The following is a 17,393-nucleotide window of genomic DNA, read 5'->3' as shown; positions in this document are numbered from 1 at the left end:
GGCTGCAGTGTATTTAGAGTATATAAGGATTACTTGTCAAAAACTCCGAGTTTTTTGCTAAAAACTCGCTTTATTAACAAAACAAACACAAGGTCACATATGAAACTTTAAAATAATATGCCGTTTTGTTTCACTATTTAACAGAAATTTTCTTTTTGTATTGGGATGGTGACATGCCTTGAAGGCGTGAAAAGGTGTGAGTAAAGGAAGATTGACCGGAGAAACCAGCCAGTTCAGCGACCTGACCAAGGCTTAGATTACCTTGTTCAATTAAACGACGAGAACGGTCGATGCGCTTGCCAAGAACGTACTGGTGAGGGGTAATGCCCATTTGCTCTTTGAATAACATATGGAACTGGCTTTCACCCAAGAACACACTACCCGCAAGCTGCGCGACGGAGATCTTGTTTGCTAAATGCTGTTCTATGTAGCGATCCAACGCTTCAAGATCAAAGCGTGAATCTTTGATTGAGGTTTCAAATGCCGAGATGTGCCTTTGCATCAATGCAATCACCGTATCATTGCACGCACGGCTTAATAACAGATCATCAGGACTGGCCTGCATCTCTTGCACCAACATATGGATAAGCTTTTGAATTTGCGCATCTAATTGGAAGTAGACGTTCGATGATTCTAACTGGTTAATCTTCTCTAGCATCAGAGGGTCATCATCGGTTGGCATAGGCATGTTGAGCACGAGAATATCCGACTGACCAACCACTCCGCCGAAAGCATGATCAGAGCTCGCTGTCACCACACAACCTTGTCCTGGGCCAACAAGATTCCCCTTACCACTCACTTCAAATTCCGCCTGACCTTTTAAACCAATCACCACCTGAGAATAATGGTGATCGTGGCAATCCATATGCGATGGCAAAGTGATGATCTCAGCAGGACGAGGGCCAGTAAGGCCTAGCGGAGAAAGGTCTAGGTTAGGAAAGGGTAAAGGTTTAGACATGACAGAAAAATACTCGGGTCAACATAGTAAGAATAATACTCTTAAATGCGCATAAGATGAATTTGTAAATGCTCATGAGAGTTATTTGCTCGCGAGAATGAAAAGATCATTATCGCGATCATCTTGATCATGCCTCCGGAAAGATGATCAAGAGTGTACAAACTACGGGCATTGTAAAACCAATCGTTCCGGCGAGTTTAGGGACTTCACAAGCAATCACACGAACACGAAAAACATTTTACAGGCTTCTACGACATGGTGGGTAATGTATGGGAATGGACAACCGTTCAGAAAGGCCTCGCGAAGGGTGGCGCGTGGAGCTTCTCTCCTGAAGAGGCAAAGGTGTTTAACGAACTGTACGTACCGCCTTCAACGGCAGCAAACTATCTAGGATTCCGAGTAGTACGAGAGCTCTAGGCTCCCTGTCACAGGCTCAAAATCCCAAATATTTACTCTAGGTTCTCAATTATCACATTGAGCAGCATTTATAGGGGAATTCCCCCCTTATGCATAAGCACTCCTAGGAGTAGATTCGTCGATAGAGTAGTAAGTCACTCTGGGTATCAAATTGATGCCTCAGTTTAATTTACCTGACCCTCGTAAATTAGACTGAAAATCTTCTACATGTCGACAAGGCATATCTTGTCTTTAGCCAGCCCCTCTTCAGGCTGGCTTTTTTTTGCCTGATTATCACCCTTTATGCCCATCGATTCTCCGTGATTGACACAGTTAGTCAGCAGTCCGTTTAACTGTCAGTCCCCCCTTATTTTTCGTACTCTAATTGCCATTGCAGCGCTATAAGAAACTGATATTATTGCAACATCGCAACACACGAGATAAAACCTTGCCAGATCCACTCAATTCCATACATCGTTCTTTATTCGAACAACTTCCAGGCTGCTGGGGCTGCAAAGATACTGACTCGGTCTTCGTGTATGCCAACCTTGCTTACAACCAATTGATTGGCTTAAAACCCAATGAGACTTGTACTGGCTTGACCGACTTCGACATGCCCAGTCAAACCACTGAGTGCGCACAAGATTTCAGGGCTCAAGACAAACATGTAATGGATACACGCAGTACCCTTAAGATTCTCGATATTCACCCCTATCCAGACGGACGCTGGCACGCCCATATCTTTACCAAAACCCCTTGGCTTGATGATGACGACAACGTCCAAGGCACCATCTTCTATGGCCAAGAGCTTACCGATACCGCGATCTTAGAGGTTGGTCATTGGGTTTGTCAGGCCACAGGAACAAAAGGCAATCAGGCATCGCTTGCGGGGTCAGAGCCGCGTGTGTCTAAACTGCAAAAGCGGCTGACTTCGAGAGAATCAGAGGTGCTGTTCTTACTGCTTTTCGGCAAGAAACCACAGTACATCGCGTCGACGTTAAACATTTCAATCAAAACGGTCGAAGGTCATGTCGCTAGATTGAAACAGAAGTTTGATGCACGCAGTAAAAGCCAATTGATTGAGTATGCGTTGGATTCAGGATTGGGCTCAGTGATCCCAGAAACTCTGCTCAAAAAACAGATCTCCGTTGTTCTGCACAGTGACTGATTGACTGTTCAGCTGAAAATCCAGACAAAAAAATGCCGTTGATTTGATCAGTCTAATCAACGGCACTTTTGGATCTGTTAAGCAGCTAAGCGATCAAGCAGCCTAAGGCGCTAGACGATCAATATCCCAACTGTTGTCTTGGCGAGAGAACAAGAAACGGTCGTGCAAGCGGTGTTCACCACCCTGCCAGAACTCAATGCTATCAACACGAACTCGGAAGCCACCCCAGAAAGAAGGCACGGGAATCTCGCCTTTGGCAAACTTCTGTTTAAGCTCTAGATACTTACCTTCTAAAATCCCACGCGCTGAGATGCGGCTACTCTGCTTACTTGCAATCGCGGCCAATTGGCTCTCTTTTGGACGTGACGAGAAGTACTTCATATTTTCCATAGCCGTCAGCTTTTCAGCCGTGCCCGTAATATGAACTTGTCGCTCAAGTGGATGCCAAGGAAAGTGCAAACTGATTTTGCTGTTGTGCTCAAGCTGGTGCGCTTTACGGCTACCTAGGTTGGTGTAAAAAACGAAACCGTCTTTATCCACATTCTTCAGCAGAACAATGCGTTGGAATGGCTGACCATTTTCATCAACCGTAGCAACTGTCATGGCAGTAGGGTCCGTCAACTTCGCTTCAATGGCTTGCTCTAGCCATAGGTTGAATTGCTCAATCGGGTCTGCGGCCAAGTCTTTACGTCTCAATCCACCCTTAGCGTATTCGCGACGAATATCTGTCAGTTCCATTTGGTTGCTCCTTTTAATTTTTTTGTGATTTTGCGCCGTAATCCTTTGAAACACAAGTCTAAGCCATGGTTTTGTCTCACAGAAGGTGCTCTGTGTTAACAAGATCTCGGTACTCTCTCCATCATATTGATAATCTTTATACAAACCGATGACAAGCTGAGATCCGAGTGACCAAAATACTGCCTAACCTAATGACGTCCTTTGTTTTATTCTCATTGTTATTGGGAGCTGCAGGGCTGACCGCAACCCACTTTATGGCAGTACAATTCCAAGAAAAAATCGTCACTCAGCAACTCGATGAAGCGGCGAATAAAGCCAATCTACAAATCGATTCTGAACTGGATAAATTCAAACAGATCCCGGATTTGCTCAGTCATGACCCGCGCTTGCTCTCTTATTTTGACTCATCACAACGAGCAAACAAGATTTCCGCTGCGCAGCTCAATCAATTGCTGTTTGAATGGTCGAATCAAAGCCAAGCCGACACCATCTATATTCATGACCCGAGCGGTACTGTGGTCGCTTCCAGTAATTACCAAAAGCCTCGTACCTTTGTAGGTGAGAACTTCTCGTTTCGTCCCTACTTTGCTTCTGCCATTCAAGGTAACAACACACAATATGTCGCGCTAGGCGCTCGTTCGAACGTACGCGGTTATTTTCTGTCTTCACCGCTGTATGTTGAGAATCACATTGTGGGGGTTATCACCGTAAAAGTGAGTTTAGAAAACCTCGAAAACATCCTGACCAGCGACGACTTTGAGATCGTAGTACTCGACTCGAACCAAGTGGTCTTTCTATCAAGCCAAGCTCCATGGCTTTATCATTCACTGTTGCCATTAACGCAGCAACAACAAACGGATATCGCACTTCAACGCCAATACGGTCAAAGCGAAATTTCGATCATCGAAGCCTTTCGTTCTTCAAGATCTCAGTCAGAAGCTAGCAACGCCAATCAATCTAGCAACCTTCAATCCAATGAAATCCGAAAAGAGCTCACCGCCAACCAGTTATTCAAGCTTGGTGCTTTTAATCTTTACCCCGCTACCATCAGCAACAACCAGTACCAAGTCGTCGCCCTAAAAGAGACCAGAGCTGAACTTATTAAAATCTTTCAGATCGATGTCATCTTCGTAGTGATTTACAGCTTGGTGATGCTCATCGCTTGGTCGTGGCGCCAGACTTATCTCGCGAAAGTGGCGTTGACCCGACTCAACCAAAACCTAGAACAAACCGTAGATAAACGTACCCACTACTTGAAGCAATCCAATCAACAGCTGCAACAAACCCTTTTTCAATACCAAGAGTCGCAATCCAAGTTGAAACAGACAGAGCAAGAGCTGACACAAACCGCGAAATTAGCGGTACTCGGTGAGCTGTCAGCCAGCATTAACCACGAAATCAACCAACCGCTTGCAGCACTGCGAACCTACAGTGAAAACAGCTTAAAGCTACTGGAAATGGAACGAACCGATTTAGTGAAAAGCAATCTTGAGAAAATGATTGGCCTCAACAACACCATTACCGACATCATCGCGCGACTCAAAGTCTTTACTCGCAAGGTCACCAAACAAGAACATCATGTGGCGAACCTGCATCAAGCGGTCAATAACGCCACTAGCATTCTCAGTGCGCTGATGATCAAGCAAGGCATTACGCTAAGGCTAAGCACGGTGCCAGATGACATCAATATTGCGATTCATCCAACCGAACTCGAACAAGTACTAGTGAACCTGATTCACAACGCGATTCAAGCGCTGCAACAACAAGTTCTTGAACAGAAAATCTTGCAGGAGCAACAAAACCTGGAAAGCGTTGACCAACAGGCTAGCCCACAGATAGGCATCGAATGGCAACTTCATCACAACTCTTGTCAGCTGATCATTTGGGATAACGGAATTGGCATGCCAGATGACAAACTAGAACAGCTGTTCGACCCGTTTTTTACCACCAAACCGGAAGGCTTAGGGCTAGGGCTTTCAATATCGAAACGGATTATTGAAGCGTATCACGGCACGATCAGCGCGAACCGATTAGAGCCTTCAGGCATGGTATTCTCGCTAAACATCCCGTTATATAACGATAAGGGCTAACACGCCGTTGTTATTGTTAACGGAAAACGAATTTCACATTACTGCTAATCTCACCTACAGCTAAGGACTCGACTTTTGCACTCTATGCCTAAACTCTATTTTGTCGACGATGAACCCGCCATTCGAGACTCCGTAGAACAAGCCATGCTCATTGAAGGCATCGATATTGTCTGCTTTCCCAATGCTATTGAGGCATTAAAGAAAATAGATACCACGCAAGCCGGAATTGTCGTCACCGATATTCACATGCCGGTGATGGATGGCATTCAATTGACGCAAAAGTTACTGAGCCAAAATCCTCATTTTCAGGTCATCGTACTTACCGGACATGGTGACGTGCAAACCGCGGTGTCCTCGATGAAAGCCGGCGCTTACGATTTTCTGGAAAAGCCATTTGTGGTCGATGCCCTACTCACTGCCGTTAAAAAAGCGGCGGATAAGCTCGCACTGGTTGAAGAGAACAACCTACTGCGTAAAGAGTTGGCAATGCAAAATCAGGTTGGCCCGAAACTGATTGGTCAATCACCATCAATGCAGGCATTACGCCGAGAATTGATCACCCTAGATACCAAAACTAACCCACTTCTATTATTTGTTGGTGATTTAGGGACGGGGAAAAGGGTCACAGCACAATACACCCATGATTTACACAGTCATCAAACCGCGGAGCTTTGCCCTGTCGCTGCGTTTAATTTGCCACGCAGTGACGAAGCGACATTCCATCAGTTTATTTTGCAACTGTTCTTGAAGCATCAAGGTGGAACACTCTATATCCATGAGACAGAAGCACTAACTCAGGATCAATGGCTGTGGTTAGCGAACCTAAAACCTACTCTACTTCGTGAAAACTCATGCAAGACCAATGCAACTTGTATCATTATCGCAACTACAGTAGTTCCTACTACAATTACAGGTGAACTGCGCCGATTTAATTTACTACCCTTGGCGCAAAGAACGGAAGATATTGGCTCTTTGTTCAAACACTTTGCTCGTGGTGCAGCCAGTCGCTATCAACTGCCGCCACCCGTCATTACAGAAAAAGAGATTCAGCGACTCATTGCAACGCATTGGACGGAGAACATTCGTCAGCTTCGCCAACATGCTGAACTCAGAGTGCTGACTCAAATTAAGCAGCCGTCGCTCGACAGCGATACTGATGAGCAAAATGAACTCGATATGAGCATTGAAGAGCAACAACAGTCGTTAAACCAACGCACCGATAGCTTTGAACAAATTATCTTGATTGAGGCACTACATCGCCATCAAGGTCGTTTAAAAGAGGTACAACAAGAGCTGCAGGTATCGAGAAAAACACTGTATGACAAACTAAGAAAGCACCAACTCGATAAAACGGATTTCAAGAACCGATAGGTCTTAAAAAATATATAAATTCAAAGATTTAAATGAGCAAAATCTTAACATTTATCAAAAGTAAGAATACACTCAATAGGCTTGCACTTTTATTTAGCGAACAAGGACTGTTATGAGTCAGAAAAATTTCAGCAAATTGAACGAAACCGAGCTTGAGTATGTCGATGATAAAACAGCGGCACTACTCCTCAATACGCCCACCAGTGCGCGAATTATGTTGTGGGTGATCGTTCTGTTTTTTATTGCTGCTATTGGGTGGTCTGCATGGGCAGAGATCGACAAAGTTACCGTTGGCCAAGGCAAAGTGATCCCCTCCTCTCAGATCCAAGTGGTACAAAACCTTGAAGGTGGCTTGGTTAAAGAAATCTTAGTTAAAGAAGGCCAACGCGTTCAAAAAGGTCAACAACTGCTGTTAATCGATGACACACGATTCCGTTCTGACTTCCGCGAACGTGAACAACAAGTCGCGAACTTGACCGCCAACGTGTTAATGCTTTCCGCTTCCCTGACCAGTGTTGTCATCAATGAAGAATTCTCTGAAAAAGAATGGAAGAAAAGTGTCACTCTCGATTATGGCAAGCTTGCGTTCCCACCTAAATTCTATGAACTTCAACCTCAACTGGTTAATCGTCAAAAAGCAGAATACCGTCAAGATCTCAATAATCTGAGAAACCAGCTTTCCGTTTTTGATCAACAAGTTGAACAGAAACAGCAAGACCTAGTTGAGATTAAAGCGCGTGTTCGAAACCTAAAACAGAGCTACCAGTTTGCTCGCCAAGAACTGGATATCACCAAACCTCTCGCCGATGAAGGGGTGGTACCACGAATTGAATTACTTAAACTGCAAAGACAAGTGAACGACACTCGCCGAGAAATGACTTCGAGCGAGCTAAAAATTCCTCTTTTACGCTCAGCCATCAAAGAATCCATGCTCAGCCGTATTGACGCCGCACTGAACTTCCGCTCCGAACAACAAGAAAAACTCAATCAAGCCCAAGACAAGCTCTCTGCAATGACCGAATCTGCCGTTGGCCTAGAAGACAGAGTAAACCGTACCGTGGTGGTTTCTCCTGTAACAGGCACCGTTAAAACATTGGGTATTAATACTGTCGGCGGGGTTATCCAACCGGGTATGGACATCGTTGAGATTGTACCAACAGAAGACTCTCTATTGGTTGAAGCGAAAATCGCCCCGCAAGATATCGCGTTCCTACGCCCAGAATTGACTGCCATCGTTAAATTCAGTGCTTATGACTTCACTAAGTACGGTGGTCTAGAAGGCGTGTTAGAGCACATCAGTGCCGATACCACTCAAGATGAAGAAGGCAATAGCTTCTATATCGTGCGCGTGCGCACCGAAAAACACAATTTTGGACAGAACGAAGAGTTGCCAATCATTCCAGGTATGACCGCCTCTGTCGATATCATCACGGGTAAAAGAACCGTGCTTGAGTACATGTTGAAGCCACTATTAAGCGCTCAAAACAATGCACTAAAAGAGTAATGACGTTTGATGTTTGATAACGCCTTTCAATACACAGCAAATAGACAAGAGCAGAGGCTATGAAGTCTCGGATTTCGCTATTGCTGCTGGTCCTCACCTCTTTCACCTCTGTGGCGCTCAACAAGAGCGACCAACGGTGGATAGATGCAGTGACCAAAACCTACGGCGATAGAGCCGGAAAGCGAGTGGCAACATGGCGCTCAAATATGACGTCATACGACGGATTAAGTGAAAAAGAGAAGCTCAGGTCGGTGAACCAGTTCTTCAACCAGATGTACTTTGTCGATGACAACATACTGTGGGGAAAGAATGATTACTGGGCAACACCACTGGAATTTTTAGGCAGCAACGCCGGTGATTGTGAAGACTTCACAATCGCAAAATACTTCTCTTTGCTTGAACTGGGCGTCCCAGATAAGAAATTACGATTAGTGTACGTAAAAGCACTGGAGCTAAACCAGTTCCACATGGTGTTGGCGTACTACTCAACACCGAGTGCAGAACCACTAATTTTGGACAACTTAAACCCTGAAATTAAACGCGGTTCCAAACGCCCAGATCTAAGACCAATTTACAGTTTTAACGGTAAAAACCTTTGGTTGATCAAGTCGGCAGCAGGCAGCGGCAAGTTGGCAGGGAAATCTTCAAGATTGAGCTTATGGAACGACTTACGTTCACGTGAGCGCTCTCTAAAATTAAACAAACCCATTATCAATTACGATGAGTAGGTACAATGACTTTATATAAACAGCTTGTGGTCGGGATGGTTGCAGTGTTCATACTGCTGATGACGTCAGTTTTTATGATCGAATTCAATACCACCCGTGGATACTTAGAGGAGCAGCAACGCTCTGAGGTAAGTAATACCATTAATACTGTTGGACTGGCTCTCGCCCCTTACCTAGAAGAAAAGGACAAGGTGGCAGTGGAGTCTGTTATCAACGCCCTGTTTGATGGCAGTTCTTACTCAGTCGTTCGATTGATCTTTCTCGATAGCGGTGAAGACATTCTCCGCTCATACCCTGTAAAGCCAACTGGCGTACCAGAGTGGTTTACCAACCTAAACCTGTTCGAGCCTGTTCATGACCGCCGCGTGATCACCAGTGGCTGGATGCAATTGGCCGAGGTCGAGATCGTAAGTCACCCAGGCCCTGCCTACGATCAACTTTGGCAAGCATTCATCCGCTTACTGAGCATATTTGGCACGATCTTCTTGCTCGGTTTGGTGTCTATCTCTTGGATCCTTAAGCGCGCTTTACGCCCGCTCTCGTTGATCATTACCAAGATGGATCAGATCGCCAAGAATCAGTTTGGCGAACCTCTGGCTCGTCCAAAGACAAAAGATCTCACCTTGGTTGTCGATGGTATCAACCACATGTCGACTCAAGTTGAACTGGCATTTAAAAACCAAGCGAAAGAAGCTCAGAAGTTACGTGAAAGAGCATATATCGACCCTGTATCTCAGCTAGGTAACCGTGCTTACTACATGTCTCAGTTAACTCAATGGTTAGAGGAGTCGAGCTTAGGTGGTTTAGCGGTACTTAAAGCGGAGTTTATCAGTGAAGAGTACGATGAAAAGGGCTATCAAGAAGGTGATGCCTTGGTTCATCAACTGGCTGAACAGCTGCAAGCTTCAATTTCATCTCCAGATATCACCATCGCTCGTATTTCTAGTGACGAGTTCGGTTTCATCATGCCAAACATTGATGAGAGCGAACTGAAACTTGTCGCGAGCAGCATCGTAAACTGTATCCAGAGCCTAGGTTCAGACCCAACAGGCACTGCGAATCCACATATTGCTCTTGGTGTGACCTACAGCAACAAGCGTAAAACCAGTACTGAAATCATGTCGCTGGTGGATAACGCACTCTCAAGTGCCAAGGCGAATCGAGAACTTGCTTACGGCTACGTAACCGCAGACGATCACGGCGCAGTGATGGGCAAACAACAATGGCGTATGTTGGTTGAAGAAGCGATCATCAACGACCTCATTACCTTCCGTTTGCAGGCTGCAAACAATGCCTTTGGTAAAACGTATCACCAAGAGGTGTTCTCTGCGATTGAAAAAGATGGCGTGCGTTACGGTGCTAACCAGTATCTATACGCGCTAGAACAGCTTGAAATGAGCCACATTCTCGACCAATACGTTATTGAGAAGATGGTTGAAAAGCTCAATGCAAAAGAAGTAACCAGCCCAGTCGCTATTAATCTCTCGCCAAGCAGTATATCTCAACCAAGCTTCATCCGTTGGATCGGTAAGACGCTTGAACAGAATGCTTCAATCGCTCACCTGTTGCACTTTGAGATTCCAGAAAACTGCTTCATCAACGTTCCGCACTACACGGCACTTTTGTGTAACACCATTCGCAACGCTGAAGCGGTGTTTGGTGTCGATAACTACGGACGTAACTTCCAATCACTGGATTACATCAACGAATACCGTCCAAGCTATGTGAAGCTAGATTACCTGTTCACACATAACCTTGATGACGAAAAACAGAAGTTTACCTTAACGTCGATCTCTAGAACCGCTCACAACCTAGGCGTCACCACCATCGCGTCTCGAATAGAAACTCAGACTCAGCTAGATATTCTGTCTGATAACTACGTAGAAGTGTTCCAAGGCTTCATTGTTGATAAATAGTTGTAAGGGTTATATCACATGCAAGATCCACTATTGAACTCACTGATCTACGTTAGCCGGTATTACGGGTTAGCTAACTCGCCCGAAGCGTTGATCAATGGGCTACCACTATCCGATGGAAAGCTAACCCCTTTCCTATTCCCACGCTCTGCTGAACGAGCAGGATTAGTGGCAAAAGAAAACCGTTCCGACTTAGAAAAGATTCCTCACCTGATACTGCCTGCGGTCTTACTACTTAAACAAGGTGAGGCGTGCGTTCTCAACAGTATCGATTTAGAGAAGCAAGAAGCGGAAATCATTACTGCGGAAAGCGGAATGGTGCCAATCATCATTCCTGTCGAAGAGCTGAAAGAACAATTCATCGGCCGCTACTTCTTGGTAAAGAAACAGTTCCGTTATGATGAACGTTCACCAGAAGTTCTAAAAACACGTAAAGGGCATTGGTTTTGGAGCACGATTTGGGAATCTAAAAACATCTACCGAGATGTGTTGATTGCCTCCATTCTTATCAACATCTTCGCGATTGCCGCGCCGATGTTTACACGCTTGGTGTACGACAAGGTAGTTCCCAACCTCGCCTTTGAAACTTTGTGGGTGCTGGCAAGTGGTATCTTTGTCGTGTTCCTATTCGATTTGCTGCTCAAATTGATGCGCAGCTACTTCATTGACGTTGCCGGTAAGAAATCCGATATTCTCATTTCCTCCAAACTGTTCAGTAAAGTACTGGGGATTCGTATGGAAGCGAAGCCTGCTTCTGTCGGTGCTTTCGCTAAAAACTTGCAAGAGTTCGAATCCATTCGTGAATTCTTTACCTCTGCAACCATTGGCTCGTTAATCGACCTCCCCTTCGCACTGATGTTCTTAGCGCTAATTTGGTTAATGGCTGGAAACCTTGTGTTTGTTCCCGTTGCTGGCGTGGTCATTTTGATCGTCTATGCATTGCTAATCCAAGGTCCACTGCGCCGTACCATTGAGGAAGGCTCTCGTCTTGCTTCGCAGAAGTACGCGAACTTAATCGAGAGTTTGGCAGGGTTAGAGACGGTTAAGCTGTTCAGTGCGCAAAGCCAATTCCAATTCCGTTGGGAAGAAGCCGTTGCTCACATGGCGAATTGGAATATCAAAAGTCGACGCATCACTGACAGCATCCAAAACACCGCCGGCTTTGTTCAGCAAAGTACTAACGTTGGTATGATCATCTTTGGCGTGTATCTAATTGCAGAAGGTGAACTTACGATGGGTGGCTTGATCGCTGCAACCATGTTGAGCGGCCGAGCGATTGGCCCGCTTGTTCAACTGTCTTTGCTTTCGACTCGTTACAACCAAGCGAAGTCATCAATGACTCTGATTGAGCAAGTGATGTCGATGCCAGATGAACAAGAAGAAGGTAAGCGCTACATCCACCGCCCTATTATTCAAGGTCATATCTCGCTCGACAAAGTGACGTTCCACTACCCTGATTCGCCCGTGGCTTCTATCAGAGATTTAACTCTGCATATTAAACCCGGTGAGAAAGTGGCGATCATTGGACGTATCGGTTCAGGTAAAACCACACTAGAACGTCTGATTATGGGCCTCTACAAGCCCACAGAGGGCCATGTACGCATTGATGACACGGATATGGAGCAACTGCATCATGTCGACGTACGACGCAATATAGGTTGTGTTCCGCAAGACAGTAACCTGTTCTACGGTTCAGTAAGAGACAACATTACTTTAGGTCGTCCTTTGGTGGATGACCGTGACGTGATGGATGCAGCAAACCGTGCAGGGGTAACCGCGTTTACTCAACAAGATCCTGCAGGTTTGGAACGCCAAGTGGGTGAAGGTGGTGCCTTGCTGTCTGGTGGACAACGTCAGTCAATTGCCATTGCTAGAGCCTTCCTTGGCCGTCCGCCAGTGTTGTTGATGGATGAGCCGACCAGTGCTATGGATAACCGTTCAGAGATGCACATCAAACACCAACTTAACCAATTGCTACCAAGCGAGACGTTAATTCTGATTACACACAAAACGTCGATGTTGGACATTGTCGATCGAGTGATCGTAATGGAGAAAGGCTGCATCATTGCAGATGGTCCTAAAGCACAGGTTCTTTCAGACCTTAAACAAGGCCGAGTGAGAGCCGTAAGTTAGAGCGCTCAAGCCATCTAAATAAATCATTATCAGTAGAAACCATAAGGGGAGCATCAGCTCCCCTTTTTCTATTTGTCAGTATCATCACCTAAGCCAAGCATCACTTATGTTCAACACAAAGCCTACAAAGCAATATCCTCTTGCTCCATCTTGAATGAACATTGGATCTCGTATTGGTTGAATGAGAAAACACTTCCGCCGTGAGTTCGCTTGGTTGTGACTGTCTCATCACCAAATTGAATCGTCACTCGGGTATACACTTTTTCGTGTACCTCTACAGTACATTCAGCAAGGTTGGTTTCAAACTCTGCTTCGAGTGTATCTAACTGCGACTTTGTGTTTTCAATTGCGAGATTATTCTTCTCACGTTGCTGCTCAATTTCTAGGGCTTGCTCTTCGCTTCTCTCGGTTTTAGGGCGCTTCTTAAATTCTAACTCTTGGCGAATTACACCCATGGTTTGCTCTTGCGTATGTTTATAAGTTTCCTTCAGCTCGGCTATCTTTTGGCGGTAGCCATCGTAGCGCGCAAAACCATGTACCTTGGTGGCGGTATCTCCCTCAACGCCTAAGAAGACACATTCGACCTTTCCGCCGACTTTGGCTTCACCACCGCTGAGCGTGCCGTGTTTTTTCAAACTGTCCATCACGATAAGGTTGTTACCACAGCGAATGTCATTACTCATACTGTGCACACCAAGTCGAAGGTCATTGGCCGTTTGTAGCTCAGCATTCTGTGCGTAACTTGCGGTGATAGAACCTTTGCTAAGTACTTTACAACTTTTTGGCTCCCCCTCTTTAGTCGTATGGCCGATAATGCCTTTGGCGACTTTGATATCCCCCTGGGCTTGAACTTCGGCCGATTCGATAAAGCCACCAACCGTAACACTTCCGGTCGCCTTGACGATCATCCCCGGCTCGATGTTGCCAGAGACGAAGACATTACCTTTAAATTTAACATGCCCAGTTGAGACATCGACGTTGCTGACACATAAGGCGTCATCCACTTCGATGGTTCGATCTTTAATGATGGGCAATCCAGGGTGTGAGGCGAGTAGTAAATTGGGATCTTCAGGGGAGATGTAGGTGCCCTTTCCTGGCTTGATTAAACTGTCTTGCCCAGGAAGCGGTGGGATAATTCGGCCTTGAACGGTAAAGCCAGCGATACCTTTGGTAGCGGGGGTACGTTTCATTAAGTGATCATTTTGACCAACGGTAATGGTTTGTCCCAAGTCTCGCATATCAATCTTGCCTTCGTCTTTGCTGCGAGGCTTCAAGACTTGGCGAGTAATATCTTCAACCAAAGCGGCAAACTTAGCATCCTTACCTTTTACTGGTTGTGTCCCTTTAGCGACGGGCTGAGTAAACTTTTCCCCGGGCTTAAGTTTGCTACTCATCATCAGAACTTTTCTGAGCGCTAACTTATTTATTCCTTTTGTTATTTGAGCTAGAGATAAGCACTGAATGATGTCGCTACCACGCAGTGGGTGTCCATTGTAGGGACCAGTGACCACGAGACTCGCCAACATCTCATCATCAGACAGTTCGACCGCAACAGTGGCATTTCGAACTTCAGCAATCAAGATTCCTTCATAAGCTTCACCCTTACCTTCTTTAGCAAGAGTAACGAAACGCAACACCTCTTCTTCGAAAAGAAAATAGTTTGATGCATTCAAAGCTTCCAAGGTTGGTGGCAGCGTCTTGTTATCAAAGCTTGCGTCAACCACAATCCCGGTTGGCAGACATGCCATTACTTGTTGCTTGTCTTCCGACAATGTAACGATGTTATCCCACATTCGAATTGAGTATCCCTAATGACTCAGTTGTTATTCAGTCTATATAATTCATTCTGCGCTGAGTATCACATTATTAGAATAATCAGCGTCACATCACTTACTTTCGATTCTGCAAACATGACTCATAAATAAGACTTACACATTTTATGATCTGCTTCGCCTTTACAAATACATAGGAAAATTTTTTCAGAATATTTCGTGCGATTGAATGTTGATTCGATGTAGGGCTAGATAGTAAAGGCGAATAGCTTTAGAAGATTAAAGGCTGTAGTGGAGAGATGAAACAGAAGTGATGTAACAGATAATCAGGGTAAAAACGGATTTGAATATGGAGCTTCAGTTTACAGTGTAAATCCAAGATTCTAATTTACACTGTAAATCTAATTTGTAGCGGTCAGTCTATTTAAATGATGGCTAGCCTATTTACACTGTAAATTTGCTAGCAAAACATCGACATCTTTACGAAACTGAATCTCTGCTTGTTTACGACCAACAAGATTAAACTGTTCAACACAAGTCCCCCACTCTTTCTGCTGAACAACCTTTGCGATGAGTAAGTCAGAAATACCTATGTTTCGATCGTTACTGAGTAGAATCAAGTTCAGTACGCTGAAGCTGATCGCATCATAACTGTTGCCACCGTTCACGTAATTTCTAACTAACTGAGTTTCAAACTCACTAACGGTGTGAACACTCTTTGGCAGCAGAGCTCGCACCATATCGGTTTCAAGTGAAACCAAAGAACCTGAAACAAGAAAACAGTAGCTACGCTCGAAGTGATTTTGAACTTGGTTTATCCAGCCTTGAGAGTTTGAGTTAAGCGCCTTAACCATCAGAACCGAGTGACAGCCACTGGCCTGATCTCGCTGGTGGCCGATGTGCACAGCTTCAAATTCACTACCACGCCAAAAAGAAATCAATTCGCTGGTCGCGCCAAAGCTTGTCGCCAGATAATCTGCTTGGCTGGTTTGCTGTGATAACTGAGCCAACATCCAACGGCCAATACCCAAACCTTGATGACGTGCTGAAACAGCAATGCGCATAACTCGAAGGCACCGACTGGTCGCCGCCTGAGTACAGCCAAATTGGTTTGCCAGTAATACAGAGGCAAGGTGACCTTGAGGCCTGCGTTTTCCAAGTTGAATTTGAGTAATCAACTCGCTGTCCAAACCACCCTCTTCCGTCACTAACATACAACCTAAACATTTATCTTGCTGCCAAGCGGCGTATAAACGGATTGCTGGATTGTTGAGAAATTGCATTAAGTCATTTGGCGAGGTCTGATAGTGCGCATCCACGAGAAGAGAAAAACATTGTTGTAGCTGCTCAGGATTAGCCAAGCATTCTGATTTTGATAACTCGCCCAAGTTTAATTGGTTGATTGCGTCAGCAGAAAAGCCTTCGATTTCATCAACCGCCGATTCAGTGACTGATGCGTCATTACCAAGTAGGAAGCAATCAAACAACCAAGCTTCTAGCGGATCGTTGCTATTCCAACGAATCGGTTGTTCGAGCTTAAAGCCTTTCCACCCCGGACGATGCTCAGAAAGCCAAGACTCAAACTTAATACCGAACCCTCGTCCACTGCCTTCGTAACCGTGTACCGTGGTCGAAAAAACCATACGGTGATAGATGTCGACCATGGATTTAAGCATCGGAATTGGAATTGTAGCCGCTTCGTCAACAAATAGAAGGTCACAATCGGGCTTGGATTTAAGTAATTCATCTGGCGCGACGAATCTCAAACTTCCCCCTTGATGGCGAATGTGAGTAGCGTTGACCACTTCGCAAGATTCTAACCCTTGGCCAGCATGAGAAAATACCGGCTCTACCGCTTTCACTGAAGGTGCAGTAACAATAATATTAAAACCGTGACGCTCAACTAACAGCTGCGCTGCGGCAATACCCAATGTCGAGCTTTTACCACGCCCTCTATCCGCAGTGAGAATCAAAGGACGTTTACGATGTCCAGACACCACTTTTTTGACTAATTCAACAGCCGTGTTTTGCTGTTCAAATTTATCCAATCCGTTTTGGGCGCTTTGCATCTGAGGAAGAGCGTGAGTTGCTTGAACTACATCGCCGGCTTCATTGTGTTGTGAAACAGAAATCAGTTTATCGAAATGACGTTTTAACCAACGTTGGCCAAAGCTTTCACTATCTTCAGAGGCATTAACTTTTGGCGGCAACACCAACAACAACCCACCACCAACTAACGAACCCAACGCGGCACTAAAACCATTCGCATCGAACTGCTCTCTAAAATCACAAACAAGAACTTGGCACTCACGACCAAGCAGTTGTTGGCCTTTTTTTACTGGAGCATGAATCACACCTTCAAATGGCGTACCGCCAACCTGGAAGATGCTCGGAGTGTTTGAATCTTGAAGGAAGGTAAAAACAGCAGAGTTTTGCCAATCAAAATCGCCATCAAAGACCACGCCGTAACGGTGATCGTTATGCTGAGCAATATTAGAAAGTGTATGTAGAAAAGTGTTGGTTGGGTTTGTCATAGTTAGCGTCCAGATTCATCTAAACACAGTTTATCACAGCCAAATAAAAAGCCGCATAAAGCGGCTTTAGAGGAGTAATGAAAAG

11 protein-coding genes and 1 pseudogene are annotated in these 17,393 nt (G+C 45.2%); 8 read left to right on the top strand and 4 right to left on the bottom strand.

Features of this window, described 5'->3' with window-relative positions; genetic code table 11:
* Positions 1–133 precede the first annotated feature (133 nt).
* Positions 134–958, bottom strand: a complete 825-nt coding sequence (locus AB4185_RS16025) for an AraC family transcriptional regulator (RefSeq protein ID WP_017065150.1) — start codon at positions 956–958, stop codon at positions 134–136.
* 240 nt (positions 959–1,198) lie between these two features.
* Here AB4185_RS16025 and AB4185_RS16020 point away from each other — a divergent pair.
* Positions 1,199–1,375, top strand: a pseudogene (locus AB4185_RS16020) (SUMF1/EgtB/PvdO family nonheme iron enzyme); the annotation flags it as partial.
* Between the two features lie 364 nt (positions 1,376–1,739).
* Complete coding sequence (locus tag AB4185_RS16015) at positions 1,740–2,522, top strand: helix-turn-helix transcriptional regulator (protein WP_102332341.1); 783 nt, start codon at positions 1,740–1,742, stop codon at positions 2,520–2,522.
* A gap of 102 nt (positions 2,523–2,624) precedes the next feature.
* Here the strand turns inward: AB4185_RS16015 and pdxH are convergent, their stop codons facing one another.
* On the bottom strand, positions 2,625–3,260 hold the full coding sequence (pdxH, locus tag AB4185_RS16010; RefSeq protein WP_017061203.1) for a pyridoxamine 5'-phosphate oxidase: 636 nt from the start codon (positions 3,258–3,260) through the stop codon (positions 2,625–2,627).
* Between the two features lie 167 nt (positions 3,261–3,427).
* On the opposite strand from pdxH, the gene AB4185_RS16005 reads away from it, so the two are divergent.
* The 6 genes from AB4185_RS16005 (at position 3,428) to AB4185_RS15980 (ending at position 13,002) form a co-directional block, all read left to right on the top strand.
* Positions 3,428–5,350 (top strand): ATP-binding protein, encoded by a 1,923-nt coding sequence (locus AB4185_RS16005; RefSeq protein ID WP_102332340.1) that lies wholly within the window; start codon positions 3,428–3,430, stop codon positions 5,348–5,350.
* An 84-nt stretch (positions 5,351–5,434) separates the two neighbouring features.
* Positions 5,435–6,721, top strand: coding sequence for a sigma-54 dependent transcriptional regulator (locus AB4185_RS16000; RefSeq protein WP_102332339.1), 1,287 nt, complete (start codon positions 5,435–5,437; stop codon positions 6,719–6,721).
* Between the two features lie 112 nt (positions 6,722–6,833).
* Positions 6,834–8,225 (top strand): HlyD family type I secretion periplasmic adaptor subunit, encoded by a 1,392-nt coding sequence (locus AB4185_RS15995; protein ID WP_017061206.1) that lies wholly within the window; start codon positions 6,834–6,836, stop codon positions 8,223–8,225.
* Positions 8,226–8,284: 59 nt separating this feature from the next.
* A complete protein-coding gene (locus tag AB4185_RS15990) occupies positions 8,285–8,953 on the top strand; it encodes a transglutaminase-like cysteine peptidase (RefSeq protein ID WP_019823329.1) in 669 nt (222 codons plus the stop codon).
* A 5-nt stretch (positions 8,954–8,958) separates the two neighbouring features.
* Positions 8,959–10,869, top strand: a complete 1,911-nt coding sequence (locus AB4185_RS15985) for a LapD/MoxY N-terminal periplasmic domain-containing protein (RefSeq protein WP_017061208.1) — start codon at positions 8,959–8,961, stop codon at positions 10,867–10,869.
* Between the two features lie 18 nt (positions 10,870–10,887).
* Positions 10,888–13,002, top strand: coding sequence for a type I secretion system permease/ATPase (locus tag AB4185_RS15980; RefSeq protein WP_372123608.1), 2,115 nt, complete (start codon positions 10,888–10,890; stop codon positions 13,000–13,002).
* Between the two features lie 122 nt (positions 13,003–13,124).
* Here the strand turns inward: AB4185_RS15980 and AB4185_RS15975 are convergent, their stop codons facing one another.
* A complete protein-coding gene (locus AB4185_RS15975; protein WP_372135652.1) occupies positions 13,125–14,795 on the bottom strand; it encodes a DUF342 domain-containing protein in 1,671 nt (556 codons plus the stop codon).
* Between the two features lie 419 nt (positions 14,796–15,214).
* The gene (locus tag AB4185_RS15970) at positions 15,215–17,308 is read right to left on the bottom strand and encodes a GNAT family N-acetyltransferase (protein WP_372135651.1); all 2,094 of its coding nucleotides are present in this window, start codon (positions 17,306–17,308) and stop codon (positions 15,215–15,217) included.
* Positions 17,309–17,393: the final 85 nt, after the last annotated feature.

The sequence above is a fragment of the Vibrio sp. 10N.286.48.F5 genome (genome assembly GCF_041469785.1).
GTDB classification, from domain to species: Bacteria; Pseudomonadota; Gammaproteobacteria; order Enterobacterales; family Vibrionaceae; genus Vibrio; species Vibrio crassostreae_C.
This window is presented reverse-complemented; position numbering and strand designations above follow the sequence as displayed.

Coding starts and splice junctions, on each gene's coding strand:
- AB4185_RS16025 (WP_017065150.1), bottom strand. CDS start 958: ATGTCTAAACCTTTACCCTTTCCTAACCTAGACCTTTCTCCGCTAGGC.
- pdxH (WP_017061203.1), bottom strand. CDS start 3,260: ATGGAACTGACAGATATTCGTCGCGAATACGCTAAGGGTGGATTGAGA.
- AB4185_RS16000 (WP_102332339.1), top strand. CDS start 5,435: ATGCCTAAACTCTATTTTGTCGACGATGAACCCGCCATTCGAGACTCC.
- AB4185_RS15995 (WP_017061206.1), top strand. CDS start 6,834: ATGAGTCAGAAAAATTTCAGCAAATTGAACGAAACCGAGCTTGAGTAT.
- AB4185_RS15990 (WP_019823329.1), top strand. CDS start 8,285: ATGAAGTCTCGGATTTCGCTATTGCTGCTGGTCCTCACCTCTTTCACC.
- AB4185_RS15985 (WP_017061208.1), top strand. CDS start 8,959: ATGACTTTATATAAACAGCTTGTGGTCGGGATGGTTGCAGTGTTCATA.
- AB4185_RS15980 (WP_372123608.1), top strand. CDS start 10,888: ATGCAAGATCCACTATTGAACTCACTGATCTACGTTAGCCGGTATTAC.
- AB4185_RS15975 (WP_372135652.1), bottom strand. CDS start 14,795: ATGTGGGATAACATCGTTACATTGTCGGAAGACAAGCAACAAGTAATG.
- AB4185_RS15970 (WP_372135651.1), bottom strand. CDS start 17,308: ATGACAAACCCAACCAACACTTTTCTACATACACTTTCTAATATTGCT.